Below are 25,956 nucleotides of genomic sequence, written 5' to 3' on the forward strand. Positions count from 1 at the left end.
GCATTGGCGCTCTGGCTTCAGTTGCCTGCGGGCAGCCACCCTCCCACACTTCGACGACTGATGTGGGTTTAACTCAGTTTGAGCGGCAACTCGTCACCATGCCTGCAGACTCCTGGCTCGAAGTTCCAAATACTCGAATGATAGACGTTTGCGCTCCCGATCGTTTCGGAGTGCGCGGTATGATGGGATGCGCCGGCATCATCGAGGCGTGGGGCAGTGCGGCATATTCCACCAATGAACGTGCGATGTATGTATGGGGGGGGGGGCATAACGACTACTGGGGAAACGAGGTCTACAGTTTCGAAGTGAGAGACGGCCGCTGGGCTAGACTAACCGATCCGTCGCCAGGCGATCTGGTTAAGGCGTCAGGAGTCGATCCCCTTCCTGATGGCCAGCCAAACTCCCGTCACACGTATGACGGCCTTGAGTTCATCGATCACTCGGGTCATATGTTTGCGCAGGGTGGAGCAATCTCGCCTGGAGGTCAGGGCAATTCCGTCACGTGGCTTTTTAATGCTGAAACGCGGGGCTGGCAAAACACCGGAAGCAAAGGGCGTCCGGAGGGATACGGCATTGCTAGTGCCTATGACCAGGCGAGTGGCTCGGTCCTTGCGCGTAGCACGAAGGCATTGTGGCACTATCAGGTCGATACGAACGAATGGACACGCTTGATAGACTTCAGCTTTCGTCCTCTTTGGCCACGGTATGAGGTGAGCCGCAGCAAGACGGGCGAAATTGACACGCGCCGCCGACTTTTCTGGTCGGTGGGCAGCAATGATCTGCTTGTCTGGGATATCGACCAGGGGCGACTCGTTACTGGCGATTGGATTACGACAGGTGGCGGCCAGTACACCAATGTACAGAGAGTCAGGCGATCCATAGACCAGTTGTTCGAGTCGGGCGGCGGCAACGTTTACGATTCCCCTGCACCGGGATTCGCGTACGACAGCAAGGCGGATCAGTTCGTCGCTTGGACGGGGGGGGCACCACGGATCCTCGATCTGAAATCTAAAAAGTGGCGCACTGGAAGTGCGGCCGGTGCGCCCGAAGCACAGATACTTAAAGGGACCTTTGGTCGCTGGCGTTATTTACCGAACTATAACGTTTTCATCTTGATCAACGGTGTCAAGTCGAATGTTTTCTTCTACAAGAACATGTCCGGAGGACCAAGAGTTCCAAAGTCAAAGGCGCTGCCAGGCGGGTAAAGTGGGGTGCCAGGGGCGCCACCCTACACAAGCGTGCTGCGTGAGTCTGTGACGATCAGCTTCTTCAGGTCGCAAACCATCTTCTCCTGCACGCACCGGGCTTCGTAAAGGTTCTCGAATCGTCTCCGCCCGGACTGCGCAAGCCGGATTCGCAATGTTTCGTCTGCTGCTAATCGAAGACACGCATCCGCGAATGCCTCCGGAGTGTCGGCAATCAGAATATCTCGCTCAGGAATCAAGTCCAGCCCCTCAGCTCCGACTGTAGTCGATACTACGGGACGGCCATATGCCAGCGCTTCGAGAATCTTGATCCGGGTGCCGCCGCCAAATCGGATAGGAGCAATGACAATATCGGCTCGCTCGTAACTGGACTCGACCGAATCCACGTCCCCCGTCACGGTCACGTCGGGCGCGTCCGCAAGGGCCTGTACTGCAGATGATGGTCCGCGCCCCACGATCTCCAGATGAAATGAGGTGCTGTTGTGCGCGCGGGCTCGCACCAACGGTAGGACTTCTGCGCAAAAGAATTGAGCCGCATCCTCGTTCGGTTGATACGTCATCGTTCCTAGGAAAAGCAGGTTGATTTGTCCGGATGCGCCTCGAGGAGGCAGTGTGCGCAGCTCAGGTAAGGAGTTGGGGACAACACAGATTCTCGCCGTGGGGTCTCGGCTGCCGAGACGCTCCGCATCGAGGGTCGAGCAAACGCTAACGCCAGCGGCAACCTCGAGCGCGCGCATCTCCGTGGCGGCAGTCTCGGCGATGTCCATCTTCATAAGTAAGCGTTGTTCGAAGCCCACCGCGGCGCCCATTGCAGCAAGCTCACGCTCCTGTGCGACTGATTCGATATCATCGAAGTCGACGAAAATTCTTAAAGTCTTACTTCGCTCAGCATTGAGCAATGCCATCAACAGCTCGAAATTTCGAAGTCTAAAGCAGAAAATGAGGTCGTACTTATGGCTGGAAATCAGGCTGCGGAGCTTTTCGCGATCGGGGCAGTTCCGCAGGGTTACCATAGGGCGGCCAAGTGAAAGTAACCGCTTCGCAAAGGTAAGACCAGGCAGTTTCGACGTGTGGGCCCGACTGCTCGGATCGACCGGAACGACTAGCAGGGAACGACAGTGCATGCGAATAGCGTCGAACGTCTCGATTCGCCTTATCTGGGCCGGCGTCAGGAGCAGCACCAGATCAACCTGCCCTGCCGCGGAAAGTGCCTCCAGATGTGACCATGCGCGCTTCTGAATTCCAGCGCCGTTGGCCAATGGCAAAGTTGCACAAAATAGCAAGAAGGTATGCATGCTGTAGTCGATCTTACTTTCCTGGCTGCGATGGACTTGCATGATATCAGGCAAGGCGTTGAAGATCTTCGGATGTCATTGCAATCCGAGCACCCAGTTTGAATCGTCCCGGATTTGTGACTCACCCCCGATTCTTCCAACCACGAGTTACCTGAGCCGAATGGCCGGTCGGTCGTTGCCTGACTGGATCTGTACATGCTGCACCGGGGCCAGGTAGCCCAGCGCGAAATGCAGTCGTACCTCATTCGATTGACGGTGCCACTTCTTAATGGCGGCGCGCGCCTAAAGGCGGTTGCGAGAGAATTTCATGCACAGGCATTCCTCGCGAAACCTGCCGTTGACTCTCTCGTCGGCGCCGTAATGCCAAGGCTCGCCCGGCTGCGACAGCGCCATCTGCAATCGCTCATCGGTCGCCCACTGGAGCAACCGCGTCGAGACGAACTCCGGGCCGTTGTCCGAGCGGAATGCCTTCGGCGCTCCGCGCTCGCTGATCAAGCGGCTCAAGACCTCGATGCCGCGCCCCGAGCGGATGCTGCCCACGACGTCGATCGCCAGCGCCGCGCGGGTGTGCTCATGGATCAGGGTCAGGCTTGAGTTGCTGGCCGTTGGCAGGCTTCACCACGTAAAGCACCTGCGCTCGGAGCGCGAAGGTGCTCACCGATTTTTCTTTGCCGTGATCTCCTTCATCACGTCGATCTCCAGATCCCGCTCGGCCAGCCTCTTCTTGAGTCACGAGTTCTCGGCCTCCAACTGCCGCAGTCGCTCGACCTCGTCCGAGTTCATGCCGCCGAAGCGCTTTCGCCAGGTGTAAATTGTCCGCCCGCTCACGTCGTGCTTCTTCGAGACCTCCGTGACCGGCGAACGATCAGCCTCCCGCAGGATCTTCGCCAACTGTTCTTCTGCAAAAACGGTTCTTGCGCATGGATTCCTCTTCTTCTCGGAAGCTATCCTCGCAAGTTTCAGCTGGACCGAAAAGCCCGGAGCAGGTCAGGATCAACTCGTGTTGGGCAGCATCCATCGGCTAGCGGTATAATTTTTGGCCTAGGTCGCATGCCAGATGCGGTCGCCCGCAATCGCCGCCTTGGCTCATGCCCGGGAGAATTCTCGTGCAGAGCGCCTTTCGCGAGAGGCTCGTTAGTCAGTATTACGCAACAGGATGAAGGTCGTCATAAATGTCCAGACTTAAACTTTTTACATTGTCACATTTCAGGACTGTACGCGACACGTTGTCTGGCTATTCGCGATATGCACGTCTCAGGATTTCTGGTCTGGGCGCTGGGTCCTCAGGCGGCCAACAAGGAAACCGACATCTGCTCTTGCTTGCCTGGCTTTTTCCTCCGACTGTTTCCGGGGGGGTCTATCGCCCTCTTTCATTTGCCCGTCGAGCAGCTGATCTCGGCTGGCAGGTTACGGTCATTGCGGGACCTGAGCCCGATGTTCCCTCCCATGCTGGGCGTTACCTGCTGGACCGTCTGCCGTCATCGGTTCGGGTGGTGCGCATATCTGAGAGTACGCTGAGACCGAGTTACCGCTTTTTCCCATATATCGATGGCGGCTTCGGAAACGTAATCGACACCTTGGAGCGCGCGATCGCTGATGATATCTCCACGCCGTCGCTCATTTTCGCCTCCGGCCCCCCGTTTCATAATTTTGTCGTCGGTTGGCACTTGTCGCGCCGCCTTAAGAGACCATTAGTCCTCGATTACCGGGACGAGTGGACTCAGTGTCCTTTTGACTTCGTCGGCCAGGGAAACAGCGATTTCTTTTGGGAGAGGAAATGTCTTGAGCAAGCTTCAAGTGTGGTGTTCACCACGCGTTCCTTTATTGAGCAGGCCCAAATCGCGTTTCCCGAGGCGGACACGCGAAAGTTCGTTCACATTCCGAACGGATTCGACTTCGATGACCTTAAACAGGTTGCACCCAATGCAACGCAGGCCGTTCATCCGCACTACGTATTGCTATCCTTCCTTGGTGCGTTGGGACCGCATACGCCGCCAGACGGATTTCTTGCCGCTGTAAGACGAATGCTGGCGGTGCATCCCAACTGGCGGGAACGGCTGCGGATACAGTTTGTCGGGGAACGGCACCGTAGCGTCGACCGTATGATAGCCGACAGCGATCTAAGCGACATAATCAGCTTGCGGGATCAGGTTTCCAAGCCAGAAGCGATGGAGATTATGCGTGACTCGAGTGCGCTCATCGCGTTTAATCCCATATCCCTCAGGCGCTATATTCCTGGAAAGCTGTTTGACTACATTGCCTCGGGTCGCCCGATTCTCGTGTATGGAGAAGGGGGGGAGGTCGCCTCGATCGTACGTGAGCTTGATGCAGGTGCAGTCGTGCCTGAGAACGACATCGATCGTCTACGGGAAGCACTGTCAGGTCTTTCTTCAAGGCCGCTGGCGACAGATGAGAGCGAGCGAAAGGACTGGTTGAAGCGTCATGAACGGAGTGTTCTCGCAGACCGACTCATCGAGGAGCTCGATAATTTGGTCGCCAAGCGTCACTGACCCGATGATTTGACGACTCGAAGGCCGCGACATGCAACGTCGCCTACCCGGCCTTCGCTAAGGCACGCCGGGAAGACGTCGCCCCGGAAGCTCGGCACGTTTACGCGGTCGGCGCGATCGCTGCCTTCGCTTGGCCCTTCTATGCCTTTGCTTCGCTCAATTCTCTTGAATTGCGTCTTGCTGTCGGCCCCCAATGGGATGCGGCGTCTCGGCTGGTGCCGCGGTTCCGCCTTGGGGGGGGCTCGGCGCCAACCTGCAGTCTCGTGCTGCCCACGCTGATCGCCCGTGGGCGCGTAGCCTCGGCCACCCATGCGGAGCTGATAGTTCAGCCGATACGTACAGTGGTGCTGGTTGCAGCTGCAATGATCTTCCAGGCGTCGAGAGCTTCGCGATCAAGGTCGCGATGATTTTCGTGCTCTCCGTGCCTTGCTTCTATCACATCAAGTCGAAATGCCAGCCGACCCACTTTGCGGCGCAGTTCAAGGTGTTGCGGAAGAGCCTGCAGGTTAGCAGATGGGCAATGGCGGCCCGCTCCTGGTCACGCAGTATCGCGCAGATGGCTCCCTGACACAGAACATCGCACTACTCGGCTTGGTGGCGCTCCTGTGCGCCATCAGCTGGATTTCTGCAATAATCGTGTCCAAACATACGCTCGCTTGCGACCCCATCGTCAGGCGAACCATCGGTTTCATCCTCAAGCCAAGGCCTTAGTGGAGCGCTCGTATTCAAATGAACATGGATAGCTTGAAGCGAATGTCCGAAACTTGCGCGGGGTGCTCCGCAGTCGAACCAGCAGCCGAGCTGGCAGCCCCCAATGAAACGACCCGGCGCCGGCGTCTAAAGGTCCTCGTCCTGCCGGACTGGAGCGAGGGCAATCCGTATCAAAACCTGCTCGTCGAATCGCTCCAGCGACGGGGGGCTCACCTCGAGCTTGCAGACTTTCCCTCGGGCCATTTCGCCTTGAATAGCGCAGTGAACAGGGCAGGGAAAATACGGGTGCTGCACTTGCACTGGATCAACGAGCTAATCGCGCCGATTTTCTGGAGCAAGGGCAGGTTTGCGCTCTTGGCAAAACTCGCACTTCTGGCCGCGGATGTATTGGTTGTCCGTTTGCGGGGCATAGCCGTGATCTGGACGATCCATAACCTTGTTGCGCACGAAACGCCCAACCGCAACACTGAACTGCGCGCCAGGGGCGTGTTGGCACGGACCTGCAGTCACGTCATCCTGCACAGCGAACGAGCGCGACAGCGGGTGGAGGCCGCCTACCGGGTCAAACTGCCGGAAAAAAGCACGATCATCCCGCACGGGAACTACGACGGGTGCTATCCCTTCTCGCTTGAGCGTCGCGCAGCTTTTCTGCAACAGCTCGATATCGACGAGCAGAGCGTCGTAGTTCTGTTCTTTGGCGCAATTCGCCCCTATAAGGGAGTGCCGCAACTGATCAAGGCATTCCGTCAAATCTCCACTCGGAATCTCCGCCTAATTGTGGCCGGCCGCCCGAATTCGAAGCAGTTTGGGGACGAGATCACGTCTCTGGCTCAAGACGACCAGCGGATCTCCTTGCTCCTTGATTTCGTCGCAAGCGAGGACGTCGCAGCCCTGTTCTCGCTGGCCGATGTTGTGGCCCTGCCTTTCGAGAACACCCTGACCTCGGGCTCTGTCACCCTCGCCCTCACTATGGGGAAACCCCTGCTACTGCCTGATGAGGCGCGAGTGCTCGACGCCGTAACCGAAGATTGCGTGCTCTTCTACGGCTCCGATGAAACCCTGGCAGGTACGCTTCGCACGCTCGACAAGGAAGGACTCGGCTTGATGGGTCGATCGGCCAGGGTGCTTGCAGATGGGACGCCCTGGGGCAAGGTGGCCGAGCTCACTGAGATCGTGTACCGCGCTTGATCACTTGCGTCAAACAACGATGGCTTGGCCCCCAAGGACCAACGCTGGCGTCGAACAAGCACTTGAGACGCGATGCCATCCGGTCCATGGTCTTCTGTTACGCTTCTGGCGTCCGTCTAACACTTGCCCGACCTTTCCGGTGCCTCAAGAACCTGACATTCAGGAGGATGCTGCGTGGACCACCTCACCCTATGGCTGTCGCTACTTACTCTGCTTTCGCTGGTCGTTCTAGCGGTGAGTGCCTTGATCCTGTACAAGACGCGCAAGGTTCACCTCGCGACGTTTCCACTACTGCAGGACCTTGCAGCCACACGGAGGGAGACTGAATCGCTGTTCGGGCAGATTCATGCCTTGCTCGCACTCGAGCGCACACTGGCGCTCCCGCACGCGCTACCACCAATGAGGGGCTGGGCAGGTTCTCCGGACTTCCTCCTCGTTGTAGCGAACGAGGTATTGCGCAGTAAGCCAGCGGTCGTGATGGAATGCAGCTCTGGCGTTTCAACAATTGTTGTTGCTCGCTGCCTACAGCTCAACGGCAAAGGACACGTTTATAGCCTGGAGCACGACGCCCCTTATGCTGCGAAAACGCGTGATTTGATTCACAGCTATGGGCTTCAGGAATGGGCTACCGTTATACATGCACCACTGGAAACCCGTCGGACCGACACGCCATGGTATGCGGAAGACGCCATTCCCGCGAGTCTCGAACCGATTGATATCCTGGTCGTTGACGGCCCGCCGCAGAACACTGCACCTCTCGCCCGTCTCCCAGCATTAGCTAGACTGCTCCACCGAATGTCAGCTAACGCCGTCGTAATAATGGATGACGCAGACCGAGACGACGAAATCGAAATTGTTAAGCGCTGGAAGTCCTTCGTTCCACAATCTACCGAAAGACGACCACACTGTGAAAAGGGCTGCGCCATTCTACATATGAGCTGACTCGAAGCCTAGGCGCCTCCCAATATCTGGGAATGTGCAAGCGACTAAGGAAGCTCTGATCTACCCGTTTGCAGTGCCCTGCATGAGGATGATCGGGCGGTGTTCCGAGACCGCATTGCGTGATCGTGCTCAAAACGTCAATCGATCAGGGGTTCCGTTACCCCTAAGTTTACGACTATGTGTGTAGACACTTGACGTCTCGTATGGTTAACCATTCGAGCCCTTTCTTTTCGTATAGGTGAAAATTGCTCTTGAGATTTCATTTTGTAATGGATGTCGCGTAAGACGAATAGACATGATCCATGATGCCGCAAAAAGAGCGCCTCCCGCCAAGAGTATCGTAAGCTCGGATAGCCCTGTACCCATGTATACGTCAGCAAGCCGGGCGATGGCCGGCGCTGCGAGAGTCATTGGAATCAAAAGATAGCTTGGGGAGAGATCTTTGCAGAGCTTTCGAAAAGATAATCCGAATACGTCAGAGAGAGCTTTTGCATATATGGCTATCGAAGCAATTGTCGGTACGAGCAGTAGTGATACGACTTCGTCAAGCGGGAGCCAGATTGACGTGCAAAGCACCACGACTCGTATGGGTAGTAATATTGTTTGAGCGCGCAGGACGACGTCTATTCGGCCGCTGCCAATCAATGCGTCGCTCGCCAAGGAGAAGGGGGTTTGGAAAAGGGCGTACAAACAGAATAGCGTCGATAGGTGCGCGGACTGTTCCCATTGTTTACCGAAGACGAACAGAATTAACGGTTCTGCCATGAGCGCTAAGAACGCAATTAGCGGTGCCGTAATTCCAGTTACATGCACTGTTGCCAGGATGTACATAGATCCCGGGTTCTCGCCTTTTCGTAAGTTCATCGCGAACGCAGGGAGAAAAACGCTCTGAACTATTCTTAGTAGTTGGCTTAACGCCATTTGTATCAGGCTGTTTGCGCGGCTGTAATAAGCGACTGCAGCAAATCCAAGAGTTCGGCCGAGTATGAGGTCGGGAGCGCTTGATCCGACCTCTCCGATCAGCGACGTCGCGACGGATTTGTATCCAAAGCTGACTATTTCCTTGGTGCCCTTTAGGGTCGGCAAGATCATGATATCTCCTCGCCGGATTAGGCTCACAATGATTACGTTACTGATCATGCCCGCGATCGAGCCCCAGGCCATGCTCATATAGCCAAAGCCGTTAAGTGCGGTCATAACCGTCACGATAGTTTGAATTGCGGTATTCGCTGTCGAAATGATCGCGAGCTTGCCGAACTGCATTTCCCTGCGCAAAAGGGCCATTACTGGCGACCCGAATGGAAGAATGACGAAGTTAAGGGCGATCAATCCAATGACGTCAGTCACGCCATCCTGTTCGTAGAACGAGGCGATTGAATTCCTGGTGGCGAAAAGGAGGGTGGCGAGTGCCCACGAACTGAAAAGTGTGACGGAAAAGGCTGCCCGAATCCGTTCGCGGCTGACTTCCTGCGCTTGGATCAGGTATTGGGTTACTCCAAATTCCCGCAATATGTGGGCGAAACCGAGCAAGGCCACGGAAACTGAGAATACCCCTATGTCTTCTGGGGTGAGCAGGCGAGAGACGATGACAACACTGCCGAAGCTAAGCAGAAAGTTTATCGCTTGGGTTGCACCACTGAATCCTAGGGAGCGTCTGATCGTCATTGGTTGTAAGAGGCTTCTCGTTCTGACCGAGGGCTGAAGTCGGTTCACTTGGGAGTTGTGAGGCAGTACCGGGATGAAGCGACGATGGAAATCTGCGTTGGTGTGATGGTGCCGGGCGCCGGGGGATCACTTGCGCGGAGTTTCGCACGCGAAAGCGTCGATGTGTTGACCGCATGAGCGATTGCTGTTGGCAAGTCCGAGCAGGGCGCCGCTCCGCTGTGATATACGTTCATGTGCATGACAATGTGGAGCAGATTTTTGGCGTCTCCCAAGATGCAAGGCTGGACCTGCGAGCTTGTGGCGAACTTTGTCACGGGACGTGCGATTACATTCACATATAATCGACGTGGACGCTTCGGCGGCGTTTTTCTATTTTTGGAGCAAGCGTTGGGCACTCAAGAGGTATCGGGCGTTTTGGAGCAAGCAGGCGGAGCGCGCGCCCCGGGCGGGCAGAAAGGCGGGCGTATGCCATCGCTTCACCTTGTAGTGGGTACTTTTTCTGTCTGCCGAGGAGGCTGAGGTGGCATTGCTCACCAAGATCGAGGCATTTCACCTGCAAACACCGTTGGGTTTCCGCTTCTGTGTTCTACGGCGCCCCGCGGGCGGCGATCGTAGCTGCGGCACGATCATTCACGTTCCTGCGTTCGCTGAAGAGTTGAACAAGTCGCGACGCATGATTGCTTTGGCCGCAGACGCCTGGGCGCAGGATGGATGGACGGTGTTGCAGATTGACCTCGGTGGGTGCGGCGACAGTGAGGGCGATCTTGCGGATGCGAGATGGGATGGCTGGCTTGACGACGTTCGGTGCGCTCATCAGTGGGCACAGGGTCACGGTCAAGGCCCCGTATGGCTATGGGGTTTGCGGCTTGGGGCGCTGCTTGCCAGCGAGGCCGCACAGCGATTCGGTCTTGACTGCGGCTTACTGCTTTGGCAGCCGGTCACAAGCGGCAAACAGCACCTGCATCAGTTTCTCCGGCTGTGGACGGGAGCTCAGATAGTGGGTAAAGCCGGCGTTGCGGAAGAGACCTCCCCTCTGAAGCGGCTGGCGAGGGGCGAACCGGTGGAGGTCGCCGGCTACGAGATTGCGCCCGGACTTGCGCAAGGTTTGGAAGCGGCGCAGTTTCGCGTAACGGGAACGTCGAAGGGCGTGCATTGGTTTCACGTGTCACCTACTGGGGCAATGCCCTCGTCGCCGGTGTTGGAGCGGCTCCAGACGGAATGGCAAGCTGCCGGCGTAGGTCTCCAGGTTCATTCGGCCGTTGGCCCATCTTTTTGGCAGACACAAGAGATCGAGTTGGCACCTGATCTGCTAATGCAGTCTCGACAAGCGCTGAGACGGAAGCCGGGGGTGTCGTTGTGAGTGTGCGTCCGGTCGTGTTCGCCTGCGGTTCCGACCAGCTCATCGGTGTGGCCCATCTGCCAGACTGTCCATCCAGGGTCGGTGTCGTCGTCGTAGTCGGTGGCCCCCAGTACCGTGTTGGCAGTCATCGCCAGTTCGTCTCCCTGGGGCGTGCGTTACAGGAAGGAGGTTTTGCATGTCTGCGCTTCGACTACCGGGGCATCGGCGACAGCGTTGCGCCGATGCGCAGTTTTGAGGGCGTTGACGACGACGTTCGCGCCGCAATTGACGCCTTGATCGACGCCGTCCCTACTGTGGATCACGTCGTGCTGTGGGGTTTATGCGATGGCGCTTCAGCCGCACTGATATATGCGCCACGGGATGCAAGGGTCTCCGGCGTTATCGCGGTCAATCCTTGGGTGAGAAGTGAGGCCTCGCTGGCAGCGGCCCAACTGAGCCACTACTACAAGGGGCAGCTACTGTCCCTCAATTTCTGGCGACGACTGCTCGGTGGTGAGATTCGGATCGGTCAATCGATCGCAGGCCTGACCTCGGTGTTAGTGAAGCGGTTCAGGCCGCGACGTGGAGGGCAATCAGTAGCCACGTTGGCCCAAACTTTCATTGACCGGATGGGGAACGGGTGGCTCAGGATGCGGGGGCGGGTCCTTGTCATCCTTAGTGGCAATGACCTTACAGCAAGGGAGTTTGCCGATTTATGCCGTACTCAACCCGTGTGGCACGAGGCGGTGATGCCGGGGCCGAATTTCGTCGAATTACCTGCAGCGGACCACACATTTTCGAGACGCGAGTGGAAGCGCAGTGTTGAGTTCTTGACCCTGGAGTGGCTGCGCGCGCAGGCGTCGTCGATTTCCGGTGGAGAGGCGCAGAAGGAAATAACTGAATTGCAAGCTTAGAGGTCGGTATGAGCGTCAAAGGTCTGGTAAGTGTTGTCATCCCCGCATACAACGTTGGGGCGCATATTTCGGAAGCGATCGACAGCGTTCTGGCACAGGACTACTCCGAGATGGAGCTTGTCGTTGTCGACGATGGCTCCAAGGATGACACAGCTGATGTGGTTGAGACCCGTTATCCCCAGGTCACGCTGATACGGAAGGCGAACGGCGGAGCAGCAACCGCGCGGAATGCAGGCATTCGCGCAGCACAAGGTGAATTCATCGCGTTTCTGGATGCTGACGATATATGGCTGCCAGGGAAGCTTCGGGCTCAGATTGACCATCTCAATGCGTACGCTGAAGTCGGGATGAACTGCACGGATTTCGCTCGCTGGGTATCGGACGACCGGGGCGTATTCCCGGACCCTCTTTTGGAGATTCCAGATCAGGGGGGTATGGCCGCAGGCGCTATCGATCAAGAGCTTTCGGGCTGGGTCTACCACAAACTGCTACTGGACAACTTTGTGTGGACAACAACCGTGGTGATGCGGCGTTCCCTGATCGACAAGATCGGCTTGTATGACGAGAGCTTTCGTCTGGGGCAAGACTACGAGTATTTCCTACGTGCTTCACACGAAACCGTTGTGCATCGCCTGTCGCGCGTTTACGCACTCTATCGGCAGCATGCCGGTAGTGCGACTGCTCGCGGTATCGATTACAACTATGCGGCTCGCGTGATCGAAGGCGCGCGTGCGAAGTGGGGCTTGGCCAGTCCCAATGGAGAGTGCATTTCGCCCAGGGAGTTCCAGGACCGACTGCACAAGATCCATTTCATGTGCGGCTACGTGTTCTGGCAGCGAGGCAACGCGGCAACTGCATTCAACGAGTTCAAGCATGCCGTACGCGACAAACCCCTGCACCTGAAATCGTGGGCATATGCTCTATTGACGGGCGCCCGGGCGATCTTCCAGTGACCCGAGCCTGACCCGGGAGCCCAACATGCCCGTATTCGGTGTTGTCATTCCATACTATCAGCGACGCGCCGGCGTCCTCGCGGCCGCGCTGAACTCGGTCGCCCGGCAGGATGTGGGCGTGCCCGTCACTGTTGTAATCGTCGACGACGCCTCGCCAATTGCGGCCGAGACGGAGGTCGAGAAGGTCGAGTTTCCTGGTAATTTCAGTGTTCAGATCATTCGCCAAGAGAACGCAGGGCCGGGGGCGGCGCGAAATAGAGGGATCGACGCACTTGCTGCGGCCGACTACATTGCTTTTCTGGATTCAGACGATTCGTGGGCGCCTTATCACCTAGGTTCTGCGCTCACGGCTTTTGAGAATGGGTTCGACTATTACACGGCCGAGACGGAAGAGGCTGGGTCTGGATTCAGGTATTTAGCAAACTTTTTCAAGGAGGGGTTGCCCCTCAAACCCGCGGGGTTCGCTTCGTGGGCAGGCGAACTGATGGAGCCCATCATCAATTTCACGGTGGCAGGCCCATTTTCTACATCGAGTACATTTGTGGTGCGAAATGACGTGATCGGAACGACGCGTTTCGACAAAGCGTTGCGCACGGCCGGCGAGGACGGGTTGTTCCGAACGATGCTTGCAGCGAAGTCACCCCGTACATTGGTTTCCAGCCGAGTGGATGCACTGCTTGGTGAGGGCGTGAACATCTTCAGCGAAGGGGATTGGGGTAGTCGAGAAGCGACGATGAGAGCGATCTATTTTCTCAGGTCCAGACTGCTCATGAGGCCAGTTGTGGAGAGCTTTCCTGTTGCGAAGGCCAAAGTTGAGCAGGCCGTCAGGAGCGCGAGAGTCGAGCTTTGCCGCAGCGCAATCGCAAACTTAAGGCGCGGTGATTTTCCTCTTTCGCAGTTTTTCCAAATCTGTCGGGCGGATCCTCTACTGCTCTTTAGCGTTACCGGCGCACTGAGTGCAGCGCGACGTGGAAGACGGAGCTAAGTCGGGTACGACCGGATCTCGCTACCGGGTATTTCGTGAAGCAGTTCGGTCAAGGAAATCATTGTCATTTGGCCGCTCTGGCGTCGGAAACAGCGCTATAGAGGTGACACTGTAAGGGGTGCCGGCTTTGATCATGAAGGCCCCGCCCGCGAATGTCGAACCGAGACCAATGCTCGATGGGAACGCCTTTTCTTCTGATTTTGCGGACATATCGGCGGCGGGATACTGCTCCAAGCCGCAGTCTCGATGACCTGCTTGGCCGTGAGGGTTCAGATGCTCGATTTGAATCCGTGTGTGTATTTCGAGTTGGTGACTTGTCGTGATTGTTCCGCCAGGGATCATAGACAACTCGATTTGCACCCGGGCGTCGACTGTCGACAGCTGTTCTCGGTGAAGTACTGCGTTACGCCCCAGCCTTCCATCGAGGAGTCGCCAATCCAGGGCCGCGAGAAGTTTGTTCGCAATATCTTGTCGATTCTGTTTGAACAGGGCTTTGGGTTGCCCTGTTAGCACAATTCGGACGCCGTTCTCGTGGGGCGTAAGTTCACACGCATCAAATTCGTCGAGTACGAAGCAGGCGCCTTCGATGACCAGTAGAGGGATCGATCCCGCCAGTGCAGGTTGCTCAAGGAGTTCCTGGCGCGAGATTCGTATGCCTGGCTGAGCAACCGGTTGGTCATCGCTCGCGCGTAGATGCACGATCACGCCGCCAGCGTACCGGAACTCTGCGTCGTCTGCGTTATACGACTGCGGCGGCTGTCCCCGCGTCGAGATCAGGACGTTAAGATCGTCTTTTGTGCGCAGGTATGCGAGACCGGCTGCTTCGTCGTGAAAGAGCCCTGTGCGAGTGGCAGACCACATGGCAGGTTGCAGTTGGACTGGCAATGGCCGGTTAGTGCGTAGGTGAAGCGCTATCGCGATAACCGCTGCAGCCCACGCGTTGTAAACCGACAAATACATGTAAGCGTCCCAACTCGCACGCCCGGACGCGGCTCCCGCGGGGTTGAGCCACAGGAGCCCGTCCGCGCGTCGCTGGCGTATCAGCCGCCGACATAGTGCTGCAATGGGTTGATCCTCTTCGCTATCCTCAATGCCCATCAGAATCATGCCGGCGATGAGGCAGGCATCCCCAAACAGCGAATGCGTGCTGCGGCCGAATCCACCTGCGTAGCCTGCAGGGTCCCAGCAGTGCACCAGCCAGTCGAGCAGGCGCCGTGCGTGCCGCGCCAGTTCGGCATCGTCGTGATACCAGCACGCAAGTGCAGTAAGGAACAGGGCTTTGTGGTGGTATGCGAGTGGGGTGGAGAATCGGCTGCCCGGGTTTGCGGGAAAGTCGATGAAGCAGCCCTTGGGAGTGGTCCAGCGGTCGAGCAGAGTGCAAAGGCGCCGACTTTCGGTTGCTTTTCGCGCCGGTGGCGCTTCGATAAGTCGGCAAGCTTGAGCTAGTAGCGACCAGTTGTTCGAAGGGTAGCTGCGACGCAGGGTGCAGCGGTTAATCCCTGCATCGATCAGTGCTTCGTCCGCGGGAGCAAGCCCGCGCGACTGGCGCACGGTTCGCAGTAGTAGCAGTGCAAACCGGTTGAAGGGCAGGTGCCCCAGGCTGCTCGCGTCGAGCGTGAGCCAGGCGAGCAGCGCTTGGCGGCCGATGTTCCAATCGTCTTCATCGCCGCATGCAAGTGCAAGCGCTGCACAGACATGGCCATAATGGTCTGATGGGCTGGGCTTGTTCTCCAGCGGGTCGAAGAGGCCATCGTTTGCACGAATCTGGTTGCGAAGGGCGGCGTTCAGGCCGGTAAGCAGTGTTTCGAGCGCGGTGTTCATGGGCTTCATCCGCCTGCGCTGTGGGGGAAGACCAGGCTGCGCAGAAGACGTAATGCGAAACGCGAAGGGGTTCTGTCCCATGGCGTGAAACGCGGCAATTCGTGGAGACCGCTCCGACGATCGGCAGCAGCCGGTCGGGTTGATACGGCGACCTCGAAGCCGGCGCGCGAAACCATGTCGACATGCTCGGCAGCGTAATCCTTGATAGGCCGACCGTTGGGGTATGCGAAGACGCTGATTGGAGCCTCGAGCAGGGTTTCAAGCTGGTGTTTGCCGGTGCGGATTTCAGCTTCCGCGTCCGCCTGCGTCTGCTGTGCAAGGATCGGGTGGGTGTGCGTGTGCCCTCCGATCTCCATTCCTGCGGCGTGAAGGGCACGTAGTTGGGCTCGCGTCATCATCAGGTCGGTGGGCAGCGCTACGCCCATATCGGCAGCAAGGCGCTCGGCGCCGGGCAGGCGTGTCGCCGACGACTGGTACTTGAATCGCCCGATCAGGTCGCTCACGAGTGTCAGGCGGTCGGTGTTCGTCCGGAGCTGCCGGATGCCGAGGCCGAGGGATGACAGATCGCAACTGCCCGCCGGGACGCGCCGCGCCACTTCGATCAAGACGTCATTGAACATGCAGCCGCCGTTCAGGTAGGCAGTGGCTATGAAGAAAGTTGCCGGCAATCCGGCAGCTTTGAGAATCGGTAGTGCCAGGGTGTAGTTGTCTGCATAGCCGTCGTCGAACGTGATACATGCGGCACGAGGGGGAAGGCTGCCTTCCTTTAGACGGCTTGCCGCTTCACGTAGCGGCAGAACGTTGAAATATCGGTGCAACAGGTCGGTGTGCCAGCGGAAGGTGGCAATGTCCGGATCGCCGCGGCGCAGCGGGTCTGGTGCCGGCAGGACGCGGTGGTAGATCAGGATGGAGAGCTTGCCGTGCTTGCCGCCCGGGGACGCAACGGAGAGGGCGGTCTTAAACCCTGAAAATGTCATGACTGTACCTAAGGTTGGGCGTTGTTTCGAACGGTCCGTCAAGGTGATCACCCCGGACCTCCCGGTCACTGCATCGTTTGCGCAACGGAAGCATGCGGTTCTCGGCGAGGGACGGGGATAGGTTTCTGAATGTATTCGATGTCAGCCGTCGCAGGGGTCATCAGGATAACGGCTATCTGCCAGTGCCTGGGAAGCGTGCGCGTCTATTGTATGATGACCGGAAGATTCTGCGGGTACCCACCCATCCCCGCTGCAATTGGTGTTGAACTCAGAATGGATCAGACGATGAAGATGAGTATCCGGCGCATGCTTTCGGGGTTCGTTTTCTCGGCCCTTCTCGTCGCCGTCAATACGGCGAGCGCCCAAGGCTCGGGTTGTGGCCCCATTACCAGTCGGCCTAGTTTTGGACCATTTGATTACCGTACCGCTACCCCTGTTCAGCTCAGGACGGTCGAGGGCTTTCATTTCACCCCCGACGTGGAGATGATGCGACGGGGCAAGTCGACGAGCGTTCTAGCTGCAGACATTGCCTACACGTTACGGCATTTCCCCAACCACCATCGGGCGCTGAAGACGATGGGTGACTGGTCGCTCAAGGTTAAGCGGAACCCACCGCCAGGTGGAGAGGTTACCGTCGAATGTTGGTTTGAGCGCGCCGCGAGATTCGCTCCTGATGATGCGATGGTCAAGACCATACATGGCCTATATTTGCTCAAGCGCAACCAGCCAAAGGAGGCCGTCGAACAACTTGAGTTGGCACTCGCACAGGCGGGCGAAGATGCCAATGTTCACTACAACCTCGGTTTGGCTTACGCTGATCTGAAGCAGTATGACAAGGCACTCAGTAGCGCGCACGCCGCTTACAGGCTTGGCTTCCCGCTGCCCGGACTGAAGAACAAGCTCGAGCGCGTCGGAGCCTGGCGCGAACCCTAGCCGCTCCCTTGCGCTGCTCGACGAATCGAATCGGCAGGAGTCGCGCTTAGGGAGTCGGGCACGACCGTCCTCATTGGGCTAGGAAGTTGGCGGACGAAGCTGAAGGATCGGGCGACGCGAACTACCGCTGACGTGCAAGAAGGGTGGCTGCCCGAGCAGTGAAATCTGCCAGCGGCCTAGCGCTATGAAGGTGGCGCTGTCGATACGGCGAATCCCAAGGCGCTTATGGGCGGCGAGCGAAGTGGGGTTGAATGCCGAGATGCGGGAAATGCTCCAGCGCACGCCTTGTTCGGCAAGATGGGTGTTGGCCGCGGTCCAGAGACGCGAAAAGGTCCTACCGATCCGGAAGTCGGGCTCGACGTAGACGTCGTAGTCCCAAGCGCATTGCTCCGGCGGTACGAGTTCATAGCGGCAGCGCACTTCGTCTTCTTCGTAGGCTTTGTGAGCGAGCCAAAGGAATCCGGCAAAACGCCCGCCTACCTCGGCGACCAGGCAGGTGGCCCCGTCTGCAAAACGCTTCGCAATGACGGCGGGCGGACGCGGGAAGGTGGCGACGATCGGATCGTCTTTGGTGACATGCCGGATAACACTCTTCGCGCTTGCGTTCGCCAGGGTGGTGCTGCCTTGGGGTACGGGCTGGGCTACCAGATGATATCGGATGATGTAGGCACGGCCGGCACTTACCCGCCTCAGGACGTTCGTTGCAAGATAAAGCGTGCCTTCAATCATGCCGAGTTCGCGGTAAACGTTTTTTAGTCGATCTAAGGGCATGGTTGTGTGTCGCCTGCACGGATCACTGAGTTCTCATTAAGATGATGGGACGCCGGCAGGAGCCATTCGTCCCGCGGCGCATATAATACTGGCGGAATCCCCTTAGCCTGGCCTGGGACGACAGAACGTCCGGCAAACAAAGTGAGAACAGGAGCGTATTTTGGAAATCAAGAACGAAGTGCTGGCGATTATTGATGAGGTGCTGAGCCTGGGCGGACGTGCTAAAGCGTTCACTCTGGACACCCCGCTGCTCGGCGCTGTGCCCGAGCTTGATTCGATGGCGGTGGTGGGCCTCATAAATATGCTGGAAGAGCGTTTCGGTTTTGTGATCGATGATGACGAAATTGACGGCTCCTCGTTCGCCACAGTGGGGACTCTGGTGGCGTTCGTTGAAGGGAAAATCGTTTAATCGGATCTAGGGCTCAGACCAGCACTTCCATTACCGCCGGATGCCCGAGAAATCCCTGCGGACTGGCACTGGCCCCGTACGCGCCCGACTGATAGATCACCACTAGATCGCCCGGCTCGGCGGCGGGCAAAGTCATTTTGTCGGCAAGCAGGTCGAGCGGGGTGCACAGCGGCCCGACCACCGAGACGTTTTCGGTGTCTGCCGCTTCCATCCGGTTGCCCACGGCGGCCGGATAGTTCTTGCGGATGACCTGGCCGAAGTTGCCCGAGGCTGACAGGTGGTGGTGCAGGCCGCCGTCGGTGACGAGGTAGGTCTGGCCGCGCGACACTTTCTTGTCGATCACTCTGCTCACGTATAGCCCGGCTTCGCCCACCAGATAACGGCCGAGCTCGATCACGATCTCGGCCTGCGGCAGGGCAGTGTGGGCCTGGTCCACGATGTCGGCGAGGTTGGCGCCGATCGGGGCGAGGTCGAGGATCTGCTCGCCGGGGAAGTAGGGAATACCGAAGCCGCCGCCGAGGTTGAGGAACTTGACCGGGGAGGGGGCGTGTTCGGCCAGTTTGCACGCCAGGGCGAAGCTCTTCTGCTGGGCTTCGACGATGGATTCTGGCTTGAGGTTCTGCGAGCCGGCAAACAGGTGGAAGCCTTCGAATACGAGACCGGCCTTGCCGATTGCGGCCAGCAGCTCGGGCACCTGTTCGGCATCGACGCCAAACTGCTTGGGCCCGCCGCCCATCTTCATGCCGGAGGACTTGAGCTCGAAGTCGGGGTTCACGCGCACCGCGACGCGCGCGGGCATGCCCAGCTCCTTGGCCGCGGCGGCCAGCAGTGGCACTTCGCGGAAGGATTCGACGTTGATCAGGATGCCGGCGGCGACGGCCTGGCGCAGTTCGGTTTCGGTCTTGCCGGGGCCGGCAAAGCTGATCTCCTGCGGATCGGCGCCCGCGTCCAGCGCTACCATCAGCTCGCCGGCGGAGGCGACGTCGATGCCATCGACCAGGGTCGCCATGTGGCCCACCAGCGCCGGCATCGGGTTGGCCTTCATCGCGTAGTGCAGCTTTACTGCCGGCGGCAGCGCGGCGCGCAGCTGCTGCACACGCGCCGTTAGCAGGCTGCGGTCGTACGCATAGAAGGGGGTGCGGCCTACGCGTGCGGCGAGGCGGGTAAGGGGAATGCCGCCAACGACGAGTTCGCCTTCATGTGAGGCGAATTGCGTCATTGGGGTGTGGGCCGGGGGCTTGCGAGTTTCCATGGGCGGGGCAGGTCTCTGGTTTCGATTATTGGGTGTTGGGGCGACTCGTCATTTGCGTGCCTGTGTTGCGCTATCTGCTATCGGGAGGCCGCGGCCCGATAGACTGCGTCGCGCTCGCGTTTGCCTACGGCTACAACAACCACGACGACTTCGATGTCGCGTACTTCGTACACCAACCGATACCCGGCGCTACGTAGCTTGATCTTGTAGCGATCGGGGTGTCCATGCAAGCGAGCACTGGGCACTCGTGGGCAATCAAGCCGCTCGGCCAGCTTGCTCTTGAACTGTTCGCGGACGGTTGCATCGAGCTTTTGCCATTCTTTCAGTGCTTCGCGCTTGAAGCTGAGTTCATAGCTCATCCAGGCTTACCCTGATCTCATCCTGGGCGGCCCGGCTGTCGGCAAGGGCGTTCAGCTCGAGGTCCTCGATGCGGTCGAGCAAGGCCTCGTAGGTTGCCGCCGGCACGCAGTAAAAGGCGGGCTCGTTCCGGTTGAGAATGGCGACCGGAAAGCCTTCGCCGGCCGCGACGGTACCCATGGGGTTGCGCTTTAGCTCAGAAATACTTGCTGTAGTCTGTGACAGAATAATGTGCGCCATGATCTTTTCCGGATGCCTTTACTGGTGCTAATAGTAGCACTCATAAAGAATCACACAGGAGGGCCGCGGTGTGAACGTTTACCTGTTTGTTTCATGTTCGCGCATCCAGAACTCCATCATCATCAGGATCCACACCATCTCGCCGTAGTAGCCGGGGTGGGCGGGTAGGTGGATGTTGAGCAGGTCGTCGATGAAGGCCGCCTTCACGATGCCGCGACCGCGAAAACTGCTCAGGGCGTCAGAGGCCAGGGCCTTGAGCCCGGCGTGCTGGCACGCCCACACGCCAAAGGGTAGGCCGAAGCCGTGCTTCTTTTTGGAGATGATTTCGTCGGGCAGGAAGCCACGCAGGGCTTCCTTGAAGAACCAGCGCAGGGTCAGGCGTTTTAGCTTCCATTCCGGCGGCAGGGTGGCGGAAAACGCCAGCAGTTCGTCGCTCAACAGCGGGAAGTCGACGTCAAGGCCGGCAAGCTGGGTGGTGCCGATGACTTTGGGCAGGTCGTTGTCGGCAAGGGTGTATTTCCAGTCGTAAGCCAGCATGCGGTTGATGTGCGACTTGGCATTGGTCGCCTGCCAGACTTCGCGCTGTTCGCGTTGCGGCCGGTCGGTGTCTATCCGGGCAAGAAAGTCGGGTTCGAAGACGTTATCCATGCCGAGTCGCACAAGCATGTTGTACATATGAATGCGGTCTGGCATTGGCACGCGAGCCTGCTCGACATAGCTGACCCCCTTCTTGACGAGCGGAATGCGGTCCATGCCGGGAAGGGCAAGGCCGGGCTCCAGCAGCCCACGGCGGAGCAGGCCCGGAACGCTGTCGTACCATCCGAACACACGTTGTTTGGCGTAGCGGGTGTTACCACCAAAAAGCTCATCACCACCATCGCCAGCGAGAATCTTGTCAATGCCGTCTTCGCGCGCACGGGAGGCGCAGATCCACGCGGGCACTGCTGAGGAATTGCCAAAGGGTTGGTCGTAGTGGGTGGCTACACGGGGGATGCCGTCGAGCAGGTCGTCGGGGGTGACGTAGTATTCGTGGTGCTCGGCGCCGAAGTGTTTGGCCGCGATCCGGGCGTATTCCATTTCGTCGTAGCCGCTGGCGTCAAAGCCAATAGAGTAGCTGTGCGCGGGCGCCCCGAGCGTCTTGCACAGCATGCCGGTCACGGTTGAGCTGTCGGTACCTCCAGACAGGAAGGTGCCGACGTTGTGGCCGGCCGCTTCACGGGTGACGCCGTCCTGGATGATTTGCAGGAATTGCTGTTTGGCTTCGGTGAAGTCCGGTGCATGCTGCTCGTCGAAGGTGGGCTGCCACCAGCAGATGCACTGTGCACTGCCCGCCTCCCACTTGAGCAGGTGGCCGGCTGGCAAGCGCGACACGCCTTCGAAGATGGTTGTGGGGGCCGGAATCATGTGAAAAAATAGGTATTCGAACACGGCCTGCGACGAGACTTGCCGGGTCACGCCGGGGATGGTGTCGGCACGGTCGGAGAAGTGCAGGGCACCAGCTTGCGCTGCATAGCAAATCGGCCACGTGCCGAAGCGGTCGGTGGCCAGCAACGCGTCACTGCCGTCGTTGCGGATCAGCACTACGCAGAAACGGCCCCTGACCTGCTGCAAGGCAGCCTCGCCCTGGGTGCAAAATGCCTGCATCCAGGCAGCGGACGGGCCGCGCAGGGTGTTGACGTCCTGCAGAGCGGGGTCGCTGAAGCGGGGTTCGCCAAGCGCCAGGCATACGTCGCCGCTTTCATTGAATACGCTTAATTTGGGGTTGCAGCCTACCGTGCCGAGCGGGATGTTCAGGCGGGCAAGGTGAGGCGACAGAGTGGCTGTGGCCAGCGCGTCGGGGGCGCTGCAAAGAATGCCGCTGAACTGCTCAAGCACAATGAACTCCATGGGGCAGGTGGGCCGGGGTCGGCATCATGATAGGGGAATGGGCGGGCAGGCGCATGACTTGACTGTGCACTCCGTTTTCGCGAGGTGGAACGCTTGGGCCGATTTCAGTCGGCCGCCGCCGATTTTGCTACGGGTTCGGCCCAGTTCTCGATCCGCAGGCCTGCGATACGTTCGAATTCACGCGTGTTGTTGGTAACCAGGGTCGCATTCTCGGCGAGCGCATGACACGCAATCCATAGGTCGTTGCCCCCGATCGGCGTTCCTGCAGCCTTGAGCGCGGTGAACCAAATCGCGTAGTGTTCGGAGAGGGCGCGATTCGTTTCATATTGCACGGGGACCTCGCGACTGAGTTGTTCGAGCTTGCGAAGGGATTCTTGCTTGCGCGTGCTGCGTTCAGCGCCCTTGAGCAACTCAGCGAAGGTCACAAAGGACATGCACAAGGCGTCGCTCTCATTAAGTGCGTCGACTCGCTCCGCTACCTCCGGGGGTTTGTTCTTGATGAGGTAGATCAGAATGTTGGTGTCGAGCATGTACTTCACAGCGGTTCCCTGTCCTGCATCTCCGGTTGATCGTTGCGGTCGGCTTCGAGTGCGGCGATGAAGTCGACGTCGAAGCCGTCAAGTGCTTCCAGCAAGGCTTGACCCCGATCCGACGGGATTGGATGGATCAGCAGATCGCCGTTAGGCGTGCGCGTGATCTCGACTTTGCGCGACTCGAGGCGTAGCTCCAGTGGAATACGGACCGCTTGGCTGTTGCCATTGGTGAAAACTCGGCTGATCAAGGTGCGCATGTCTGCCTCCTTTTCTGTATGTACTTTAATGTATGTACGGTAGACGAATATTGGCAGCCATGCAACGGCCCCGATTCACCCTTTACCCGGATTATCGACGCCCCGATCTGCGGCGCTTCTTGTAGGGCCGCTCATTCGGCCGCAGGTCGCCGGGACGGTACCTCAGGCTCGTGGCAGCCAGTGACATGCCCTATCGCTGGTCCGGGAACCGGTTAGTCAGTGCCATGCTTGCCGAGCTGACAATCTCTCGGGCCAATGCGATGGCATTCTCGACCTCTGAAATTGGCGGATCTGGGATGTCGGTTGGGTAGCGAAACTCTGTGGCGTAAGGTGGCAGTTCGTCACAGGCGTTACGTAGAGGCTCCATTGACCTATCCAAGGCAACGCAGCGTTCGATGAGAAGGCGCAGGTCGTGAGTTTTCGGGATCGTCTCTCCATTTGACGCGAGGATCGCCTTCAGCGCTTTCTCCGCTGCTTGTGGCAGTGATATGAAGCGGTAGCCGTGTACGGGTCATGGCCGGAGATGAGTTTGCCCGCCGCGCCCAAGTCGTCGCGCGCACGGGCCAGCCACGCGTCTGCCTCCAGCTTTCGAGGGTCAGGCATTGAGCTTCTTCCCCTCTGTGAGCGCCCTGTACAGTAGCGATGATCTGACGGAATTCAGCTGGTCAATCTTGGCCCGCGTGCGAACGATGACGTCACAGGCGACCGGTAACCCGCGAAGCGCCCGATGTACCTGCACGGCGCGTCTGTGCGGAGTCTCGGAGGAGGTTGGCACGATGACAAGGAGGTCAATGTCGCTTTCAGCCGTGGGTGTTCCCCAGGCGTGCGAGCCGAAAAGGATGATCTGGTGGGGGTTGAGTTGGGAGGAAATGCGCTTTGAGATTTCGCCGAGGACTTCGCTTGCCAACATGCTGCCTACTCCGATATTCAGTGAGGATTTCATCGTATCACTGGTGCGACCAAGCTACTTCTCGAAGGGCTGCTCATTCGGCCGCAGGTCGCTGGAATGGGCACCGGTGCCCGCATCACCCGTGACGGCGGGTTGAAACCCGCCCTACAGCTCGCTTGCCAATGTCTTGCGGTCGATTTTGCCGTTGGGGTTGCGTGGCAGCGGGCCATCGCGGACTTCGATGCGTGCAGGCACCATGTAGGCCGGCATGCGGGTGCGGCATTCGGCTTGCAGGGCGACGAGGTCCATCGTGCGGCCGGGCGGGGGGCTGACGATGACGACAATGGCCTGGCCCAAAGTGTCGTGGGGTATGCCAAAAGCAGCGCATTCGCCGACCATTTGCGTGGCGTACAGGATCTCTTCGACTTCGGTCGGGCTGACCCGGTAGCCGGAGGTTTTCATCATCTCGTCACGGCGGCCGATGAAATACAGAAAGCCTTCTTCGTCGCGGCGCACGTTGTCGCCCGAGAACACCGCCAGTTCGGGGATGACGAGGCCGACCTCGCGCCCGCCCACGCCGGGGGGCAGGGGCTTGTAGCGCTCGGCGGTTTTCTCGGGATCGTTCCAGTAGCCCATGCCGACCAGGGCACCACGCTGTACCAGTTCGCCGGGTTCGTTGGCGGTGCATTCGGTGCCGTCTTCGCGCAGTACCAGCACTTCGGCGTTGGGGATGGCCTTGCCGATGGAGTCAGGGCGACGGTCCACTTCTTCGGGGGGCAAGTAGGTCGCGCGAAATGCTTCGGTGAGGCCATACATCAAGAACGGTTTGGTGCGCGGCAACGCGGCGCGCAGCTTGCCGAGCGTGTCCAGCGGCATGCGCCCGCCGGTGTTGGCGATGTAGCGCAGGTGCTCGGTAATGGTCTCGGGCCATTGCAGTTGCGACAACTGGATCCACAGCGGTGGTACCGCGGTCAGGCCGGTGACCTTTTCCTTGTCCAGTGCCTTGAGCACGTCACGCGGCATCAGGTAGTTGAGCAGCACCACGCGGGCGCCGGCGTGGAAGGCGGTGGTGAGTTGCGAGAAACCCGCATCGAAAGACAGTGGCAGCGCGGCGAGCAGGGTGTCGCCGGGACGGTTTTCGAGGTATTGGGCTACGCTTTTGGCGCCAGCAACCATGTTGCGATGGGATAGCACCACGCCTTTGGGTCGGCCTGTGCTGCCCGAAGTGTACAGAATGGCGGCCATGTCGGTGTCGATGACGCGGTGGCCGGCAGCGGGCGGTGCGGCCATTACCTCGGACCAGAGGGTTACCGTGGCGCCAGGCAGGGTGGGCATTGCGGCCGGGGCACTGGTGAGGACGACGTGGCGGAGGTCGTGGCAGGTGGCGAGTGTATCCTTGAGCGCGGCAAAGCGCTCCGGGCTGGTCACCAGCACACGCACATTGCAGTCTTGCATGATGTAGCCCACTTGCTCGGGCTTCAGGATCGGGTTGACCGGCACGAACACGCCACCTGCTGCACTGATGCCGAAGGTGGCGACGACGGTTTCGATGCGCTTGTCGAGGTAGATAGCGACGCGTTCGGCGCGGCTTAGCCCAAGCGAAATCAGCCCGCGGGCACATTGTGTGACGCGTGCTTCCACCTGGGTAAAGCTGAGTGTGTCGGCGCCATGGGTGAGGGCCGGTGCGTCGGGCGCGCGTTGGGTTGAAGCCAGAACGAGCTGGTGCAGGAGGTGGGTCGCGTTCATGCCGTGTGCCATTAAGTGCTGATTGAATATACTGGTGGTCGAGTCTAGCCCAAAGTTGCGCCCCGGTTTGAGACATATTTGTGCAGGAACAATGATGAAGTTTGCTCAGTCGAGAGGCCCGGAATGAACCCAGGCAAACGCGTGGCGGCCACCGGTCAGGGGCTGGCTGTGCGCAGT

The 25,956-nt window shown here is 58.9% G+C and carries 24 protein-coding genes and 1 pseudogene; 10 read left to right on the forward strand and 15 right to left on the reverse strand.

Annotated elements, in window-relative coordinates; genetic code table 11:
* Nucleotides 1–179 precede the first annotated feature (179 nt).
* Nucleotides 180–1,205 carry a hypothetical protein gene (locus CEW87_RS10505; protein WP_108972852.1) on the forward strand — a complete coding sequence of 342 codons (1,026 nt, stop codon included), beginning with the start codon at nt 180–182 and terminating at the stop codon, nt 1,203–1,205.
* Nucleotides 1,206–1,228: 23 nt separating this feature from the next.
* Here the strand turns inward: CEW87_RS10505 and CEW87_RS10510 are convergent, their stop codons facing one another.
* Both CEW87_RS10510 and CEW87_RS10515 read right to left on the reverse strand, forming a co-directional pair.
* Nucleotides 1,229–2,554 carry a glycosyltransferase gene (locus CEW87_RS10510; RefSeq protein ID WP_159098139.1) on the reverse strand — a complete coding sequence of 442 codons (1,326 nt, stop codon included), beginning with the start codon at nt 2,552–2,554 and terminating at the stop codon, nt 1,229–1,231.
* 93 nt (nt 2,555–2,647) lie between these two features.
* A pseudogene (locus CEW87_RS10515) lies at nt 2,648–3,448 on the reverse strand (integrase core domain-containing protein).
* Between the two features lie 368 nt (nt 3,449–3,816).
* On the opposite strand from CEW87_RS10515, the gene CEW87_RS10520 reads away from it, so the two are divergent.
* From CEW87_RS10520 to CEW87_RS10535, 3 genes are all read left to right on the forward strand, one after another.
* A complete protein-coding gene (locus CEW87_RS10520; protein ID WP_159098140.1) occupies nt 3,817–5,010 on the forward strand; it encodes a glycosyltransferase in 1,194 nt (397 codons plus the stop codon).
* A gap of 729 nt (nt 5,011–5,739) precedes the next feature.
* Nucleotides 5,740–6,909, forward strand: a complete 1,170-nt coding sequence (locus CEW87_RS10530; protein ID WP_108972859.1) for a glycosyltransferase — start codon at nt 5,740–5,742, stop codon at nt 6,907–6,909.
* A gap of 174 nt (nt 6,910–7,083) precedes the next feature.
* Nucleotides 7,084–7,851: a class I SAM-dependent methyltransferase gene (locus CEW87_RS10535; protein ID WP_199917166.1), complete on the forward strand. Its 768-nt coding sequence runs from the start codon at nt 7,084–7,086 to the stop codon at nt 7,849–7,851.
* 207 nt (nt 7,852–8,058) lie between these two features.
* On the opposite strand, the gene CEW87_RS10540 is transcribed toward CEW87_RS10535, so the two are convergent.
* On the reverse strand, nt 8,059–9,516 hold the full coding sequence (locus CEW87_RS10540; RefSeq protein WP_108972861.1) for a lipopolysaccharide biosynthesis protein: 1,458 nt from the start codon (nt 9,514–9,516) through the stop codon (nt 8,059–8,061).
* Nucleotides 9,517–10,036: 520 nt separating this feature from the next.
* Here CEW87_RS10540 and CEW87_RS10545 point away from each other — a divergent pair.
* From CEW87_RS10545 to CEW87_RS10560, 4 genes are read left to right on the forward strand one after another with little or no spacing between them, the layout of a single operon-like run.
* Nucleotides 10,037–10,876, forward strand: a complete 840-nt coding sequence (locus CEW87_RS10545; protein WP_159098141.1) for a hydrolase 2, exosortase A system-associated — start codon at nt 10,037–10,039, stop codon at nt 10,874–10,876.
* Nucleotides 10,873–11,769, forward strand: a complete 897-nt coding sequence (locus CEW87_RS10550) for a hydrolase 1, exosortase A system-associated (protein ID WP_108972865.1) — start codon at nt 10,873–10,875, stop codon at nt 11,767–11,769. The genes CEW87_RS10545 and CEW87_RS10550 overlap by 4 nt, the downstream gene beginning before the upstream one ends.
* Before the next feature lie 8 nt (nt 11,770–11,777).
* On the forward strand, nt 11,778–12,722 hold the full coding sequence (locus CEW87_RS10555) for a glycosyltransferase family 2 protein (RefSeq protein WP_108972866.1): 945 nt from the start codon (nt 11,778–11,780) through the stop codon (nt 12,720–12,722).
* A 25-nt stretch (nt 12,723–12,747) separates the two neighbouring features.
* Complete coding sequence (locus tag CEW87_RS10560) at nt 12,748–13,707, forward strand: glycosyltransferase family 2 protein (RefSeq protein WP_108972868.1); 960 nt, start codon at nt 12,748–12,750, stop codon at nt 13,705–13,707.
* A 21-nt stretch (nt 13,708–13,728) separates the two neighbouring features.
* On the opposite strand, the gene CEW87_RS10565 is transcribed toward CEW87_RS10560, so the two are convergent.
* Both CEW87_RS10565 and CEW87_RS10570 read right to left on the reverse strand, forming a co-directional pair.
* A complete protein-coding gene (locus CEW87_RS10565; RefSeq protein ID WP_159098142.1) occupies nt 13,729–15,528 on the reverse strand; it encodes a hypothetical protein in 1,800 nt (599 codons plus the stop codon).
* 5 nt (nt 15,529–15,533) lie between these two features.
* Complete coding sequence (locus tag CEW87_RS10570) at nt 15,534–16,556, reverse strand: polysaccharide deacetylase family protein (protein WP_234421723.1); 1,023 nt, start codon at nt 16,554–16,556, stop codon at nt 15,534–15,536.
* Between the two features lie 234 nt (nt 16,557–16,790).
* Here CEW87_RS10570 and CEW87_RS10575 point away from each other — a divergent pair, with 234 nt between their 5' ends.
* Nucleotides 16,791–17,438 (forward strand): hypothetical protein, encoded by a 648-nt coding sequence (locus tag CEW87_RS10575; protein WP_199917167.1) that lies wholly within the window; start codon nt 16,791–16,793, stop codon nt 17,436–17,438.
* A gap of 78 nt (nt 17,439–17,516) precedes the next feature.
* Here CEW87_RS10575 and CEW87_RS10580 read toward each other — a convergent pair whose 3' ends face one another.
* Complete coding sequence (locus tag CEW87_RS10580; RefSeq protein ID WP_199917168.1) at nt 17,517–18,209, reverse strand: GNAT family N-acetyltransferase; 693 nt, start codon at nt 18,207–18,209, stop codon at nt 17,517–17,519.
* A gap of 160 nt (nt 18,210–18,369) precedes the next feature.
* Here CEW87_RS10580 and CEW87_RS10585 point away from each other — a divergent pair, with 160 nt between their 5' ends.
* Nucleotides 18,370–18,618, forward strand: a complete 249-nt coding sequence (locus CEW87_RS10585; RefSeq protein ID WP_108972873.1) for an acyl carrier protein — start codon at nt 18,370–18,372, stop codon at nt 18,616–18,618.
* A 13-nt stretch (nt 18,619–18,631) separates the two neighbouring features.
* On the opposite strand, the gene CEW87_RS10590 is transcribed toward CEW87_RS10585, so the two are convergent.
* The 9 genes from CEW87_RS10590 to CEW87_RS10630 form a co-directional block, all read right to left on the reverse strand.
* Nucleotides 18,632–19,870, reverse strand: a complete 1,239-nt coding sequence (locus CEW87_RS10590; protein ID WP_420094135.1) for a pyridoxal-dependent decarboxylase, exosortase A system-associated — start codon at nt 19,868–19,870, stop codon at nt 18,632–18,634.
* A 77-nt stretch (nt 19,871–19,947) separates the two neighbouring features.
* The gene (locus CEW87_RS10595) at nt 19,948–20,229 is read right to left on the reverse strand and encodes a type II toxin-antitoxin system RelE family toxin (RefSeq protein ID WP_108972877.1); all 282 of its coding nucleotides are present in this window, start codon (nt 20,227–20,229) and stop codon (nt 19,948–19,950) included.
* On the reverse strand, nt 20,219–20,467 hold the full coding sequence (locus CEW87_RS10600) for a type II toxin-antitoxin system Phd/YefM family antitoxin (protein WP_108972879.1): 249 nt from the start codon (nt 20,465–20,467) through the stop codon (nt 20,219–20,221). The genes CEW87_RS10595 and CEW87_RS10600 overlap by 11 nt, the downstream gene beginning before the upstream one ends.
* 78 nt (nt 20,468–20,545) lie before the next feature.
* Entirely contained in the window at nt 20,546–22,354 is a 1,809-nt protein-coding gene (locus CEW87_RS10605) for an asparagine synthetase B family protein (RefSeq protein ID WP_108972881.1), read from the reverse strand.
* Nucleotides 22,355–22,458: 104 nt separating this feature from the next.
* Nucleotides 22,459–22,884 (reverse strand): type II toxin-antitoxin system VapC family toxin, encoded by a 426-nt coding sequence (locus CEW87_RS10610; protein ID WP_234421725.1) that lies wholly within the window; start codon nt 22,882–22,884, stop codon nt 22,459–22,461.
* A gap of 5 nt (nt 22,885–22,889) precedes the next feature.
* The gene (locus CEW87_RS10615; protein ID WP_108972884.1) at nt 22,890–23,144 is read right to left on the reverse strand and encodes an antitoxin; all 255 of its coding nucleotides are present in this window, start codon (nt 23,142–23,144) and stop codon (nt 22,890–22,892) included.
* Nucleotides 23,145–23,334: 190 nt separating this feature from the next.
* Nucleotides 23,335–23,634: a HEPN domain-containing protein gene (locus CEW87_RS23015; RefSeq protein WP_108972886.1), complete on the reverse strand. Its 300-nt coding sequence runs from the start codon at nt 23,632–23,634 to the stop codon at nt 23,335–23,337.
* A 105-nt stretch (nt 23,635–23,739) separates the two neighbouring features.
* Complete coding sequence (locus tag CEW87_RS10625; protein WP_108972888.1) at nt 23,740–24,087, reverse strand: nucleotidyltransferase domain-containing protein; 348 nt, start codon at nt 24,085–24,087, stop codon at nt 23,740–23,742.
* 111 nt (nt 24,088–24,198) lie between these two features.
* Nucleotides 24,199–25,779: an acyl-CoA ligase (AMP-forming), exosortase A system-associated gene (locus CEW87_RS10630; RefSeq protein ID WP_108977125.1), complete on the reverse strand. Its 1,581-nt coding sequence runs from the start codon at nt 25,777–25,779 to the stop codon at nt 24,199–24,201.
* Nucleotides 25,780–25,956 lie beyond the last annotated feature (177 nt).

Origin of the sequence: Parazoarcus communis, from assembly GCF_003111665.1 — a bacterium.
Classification (GTDB): domain Bacteria; phylum Pseudomonadota; class Gammaproteobacteria; order Burkholderiales; family Rhodocyclaceae; genus Parazoarcus; species Parazoarcus communis_B.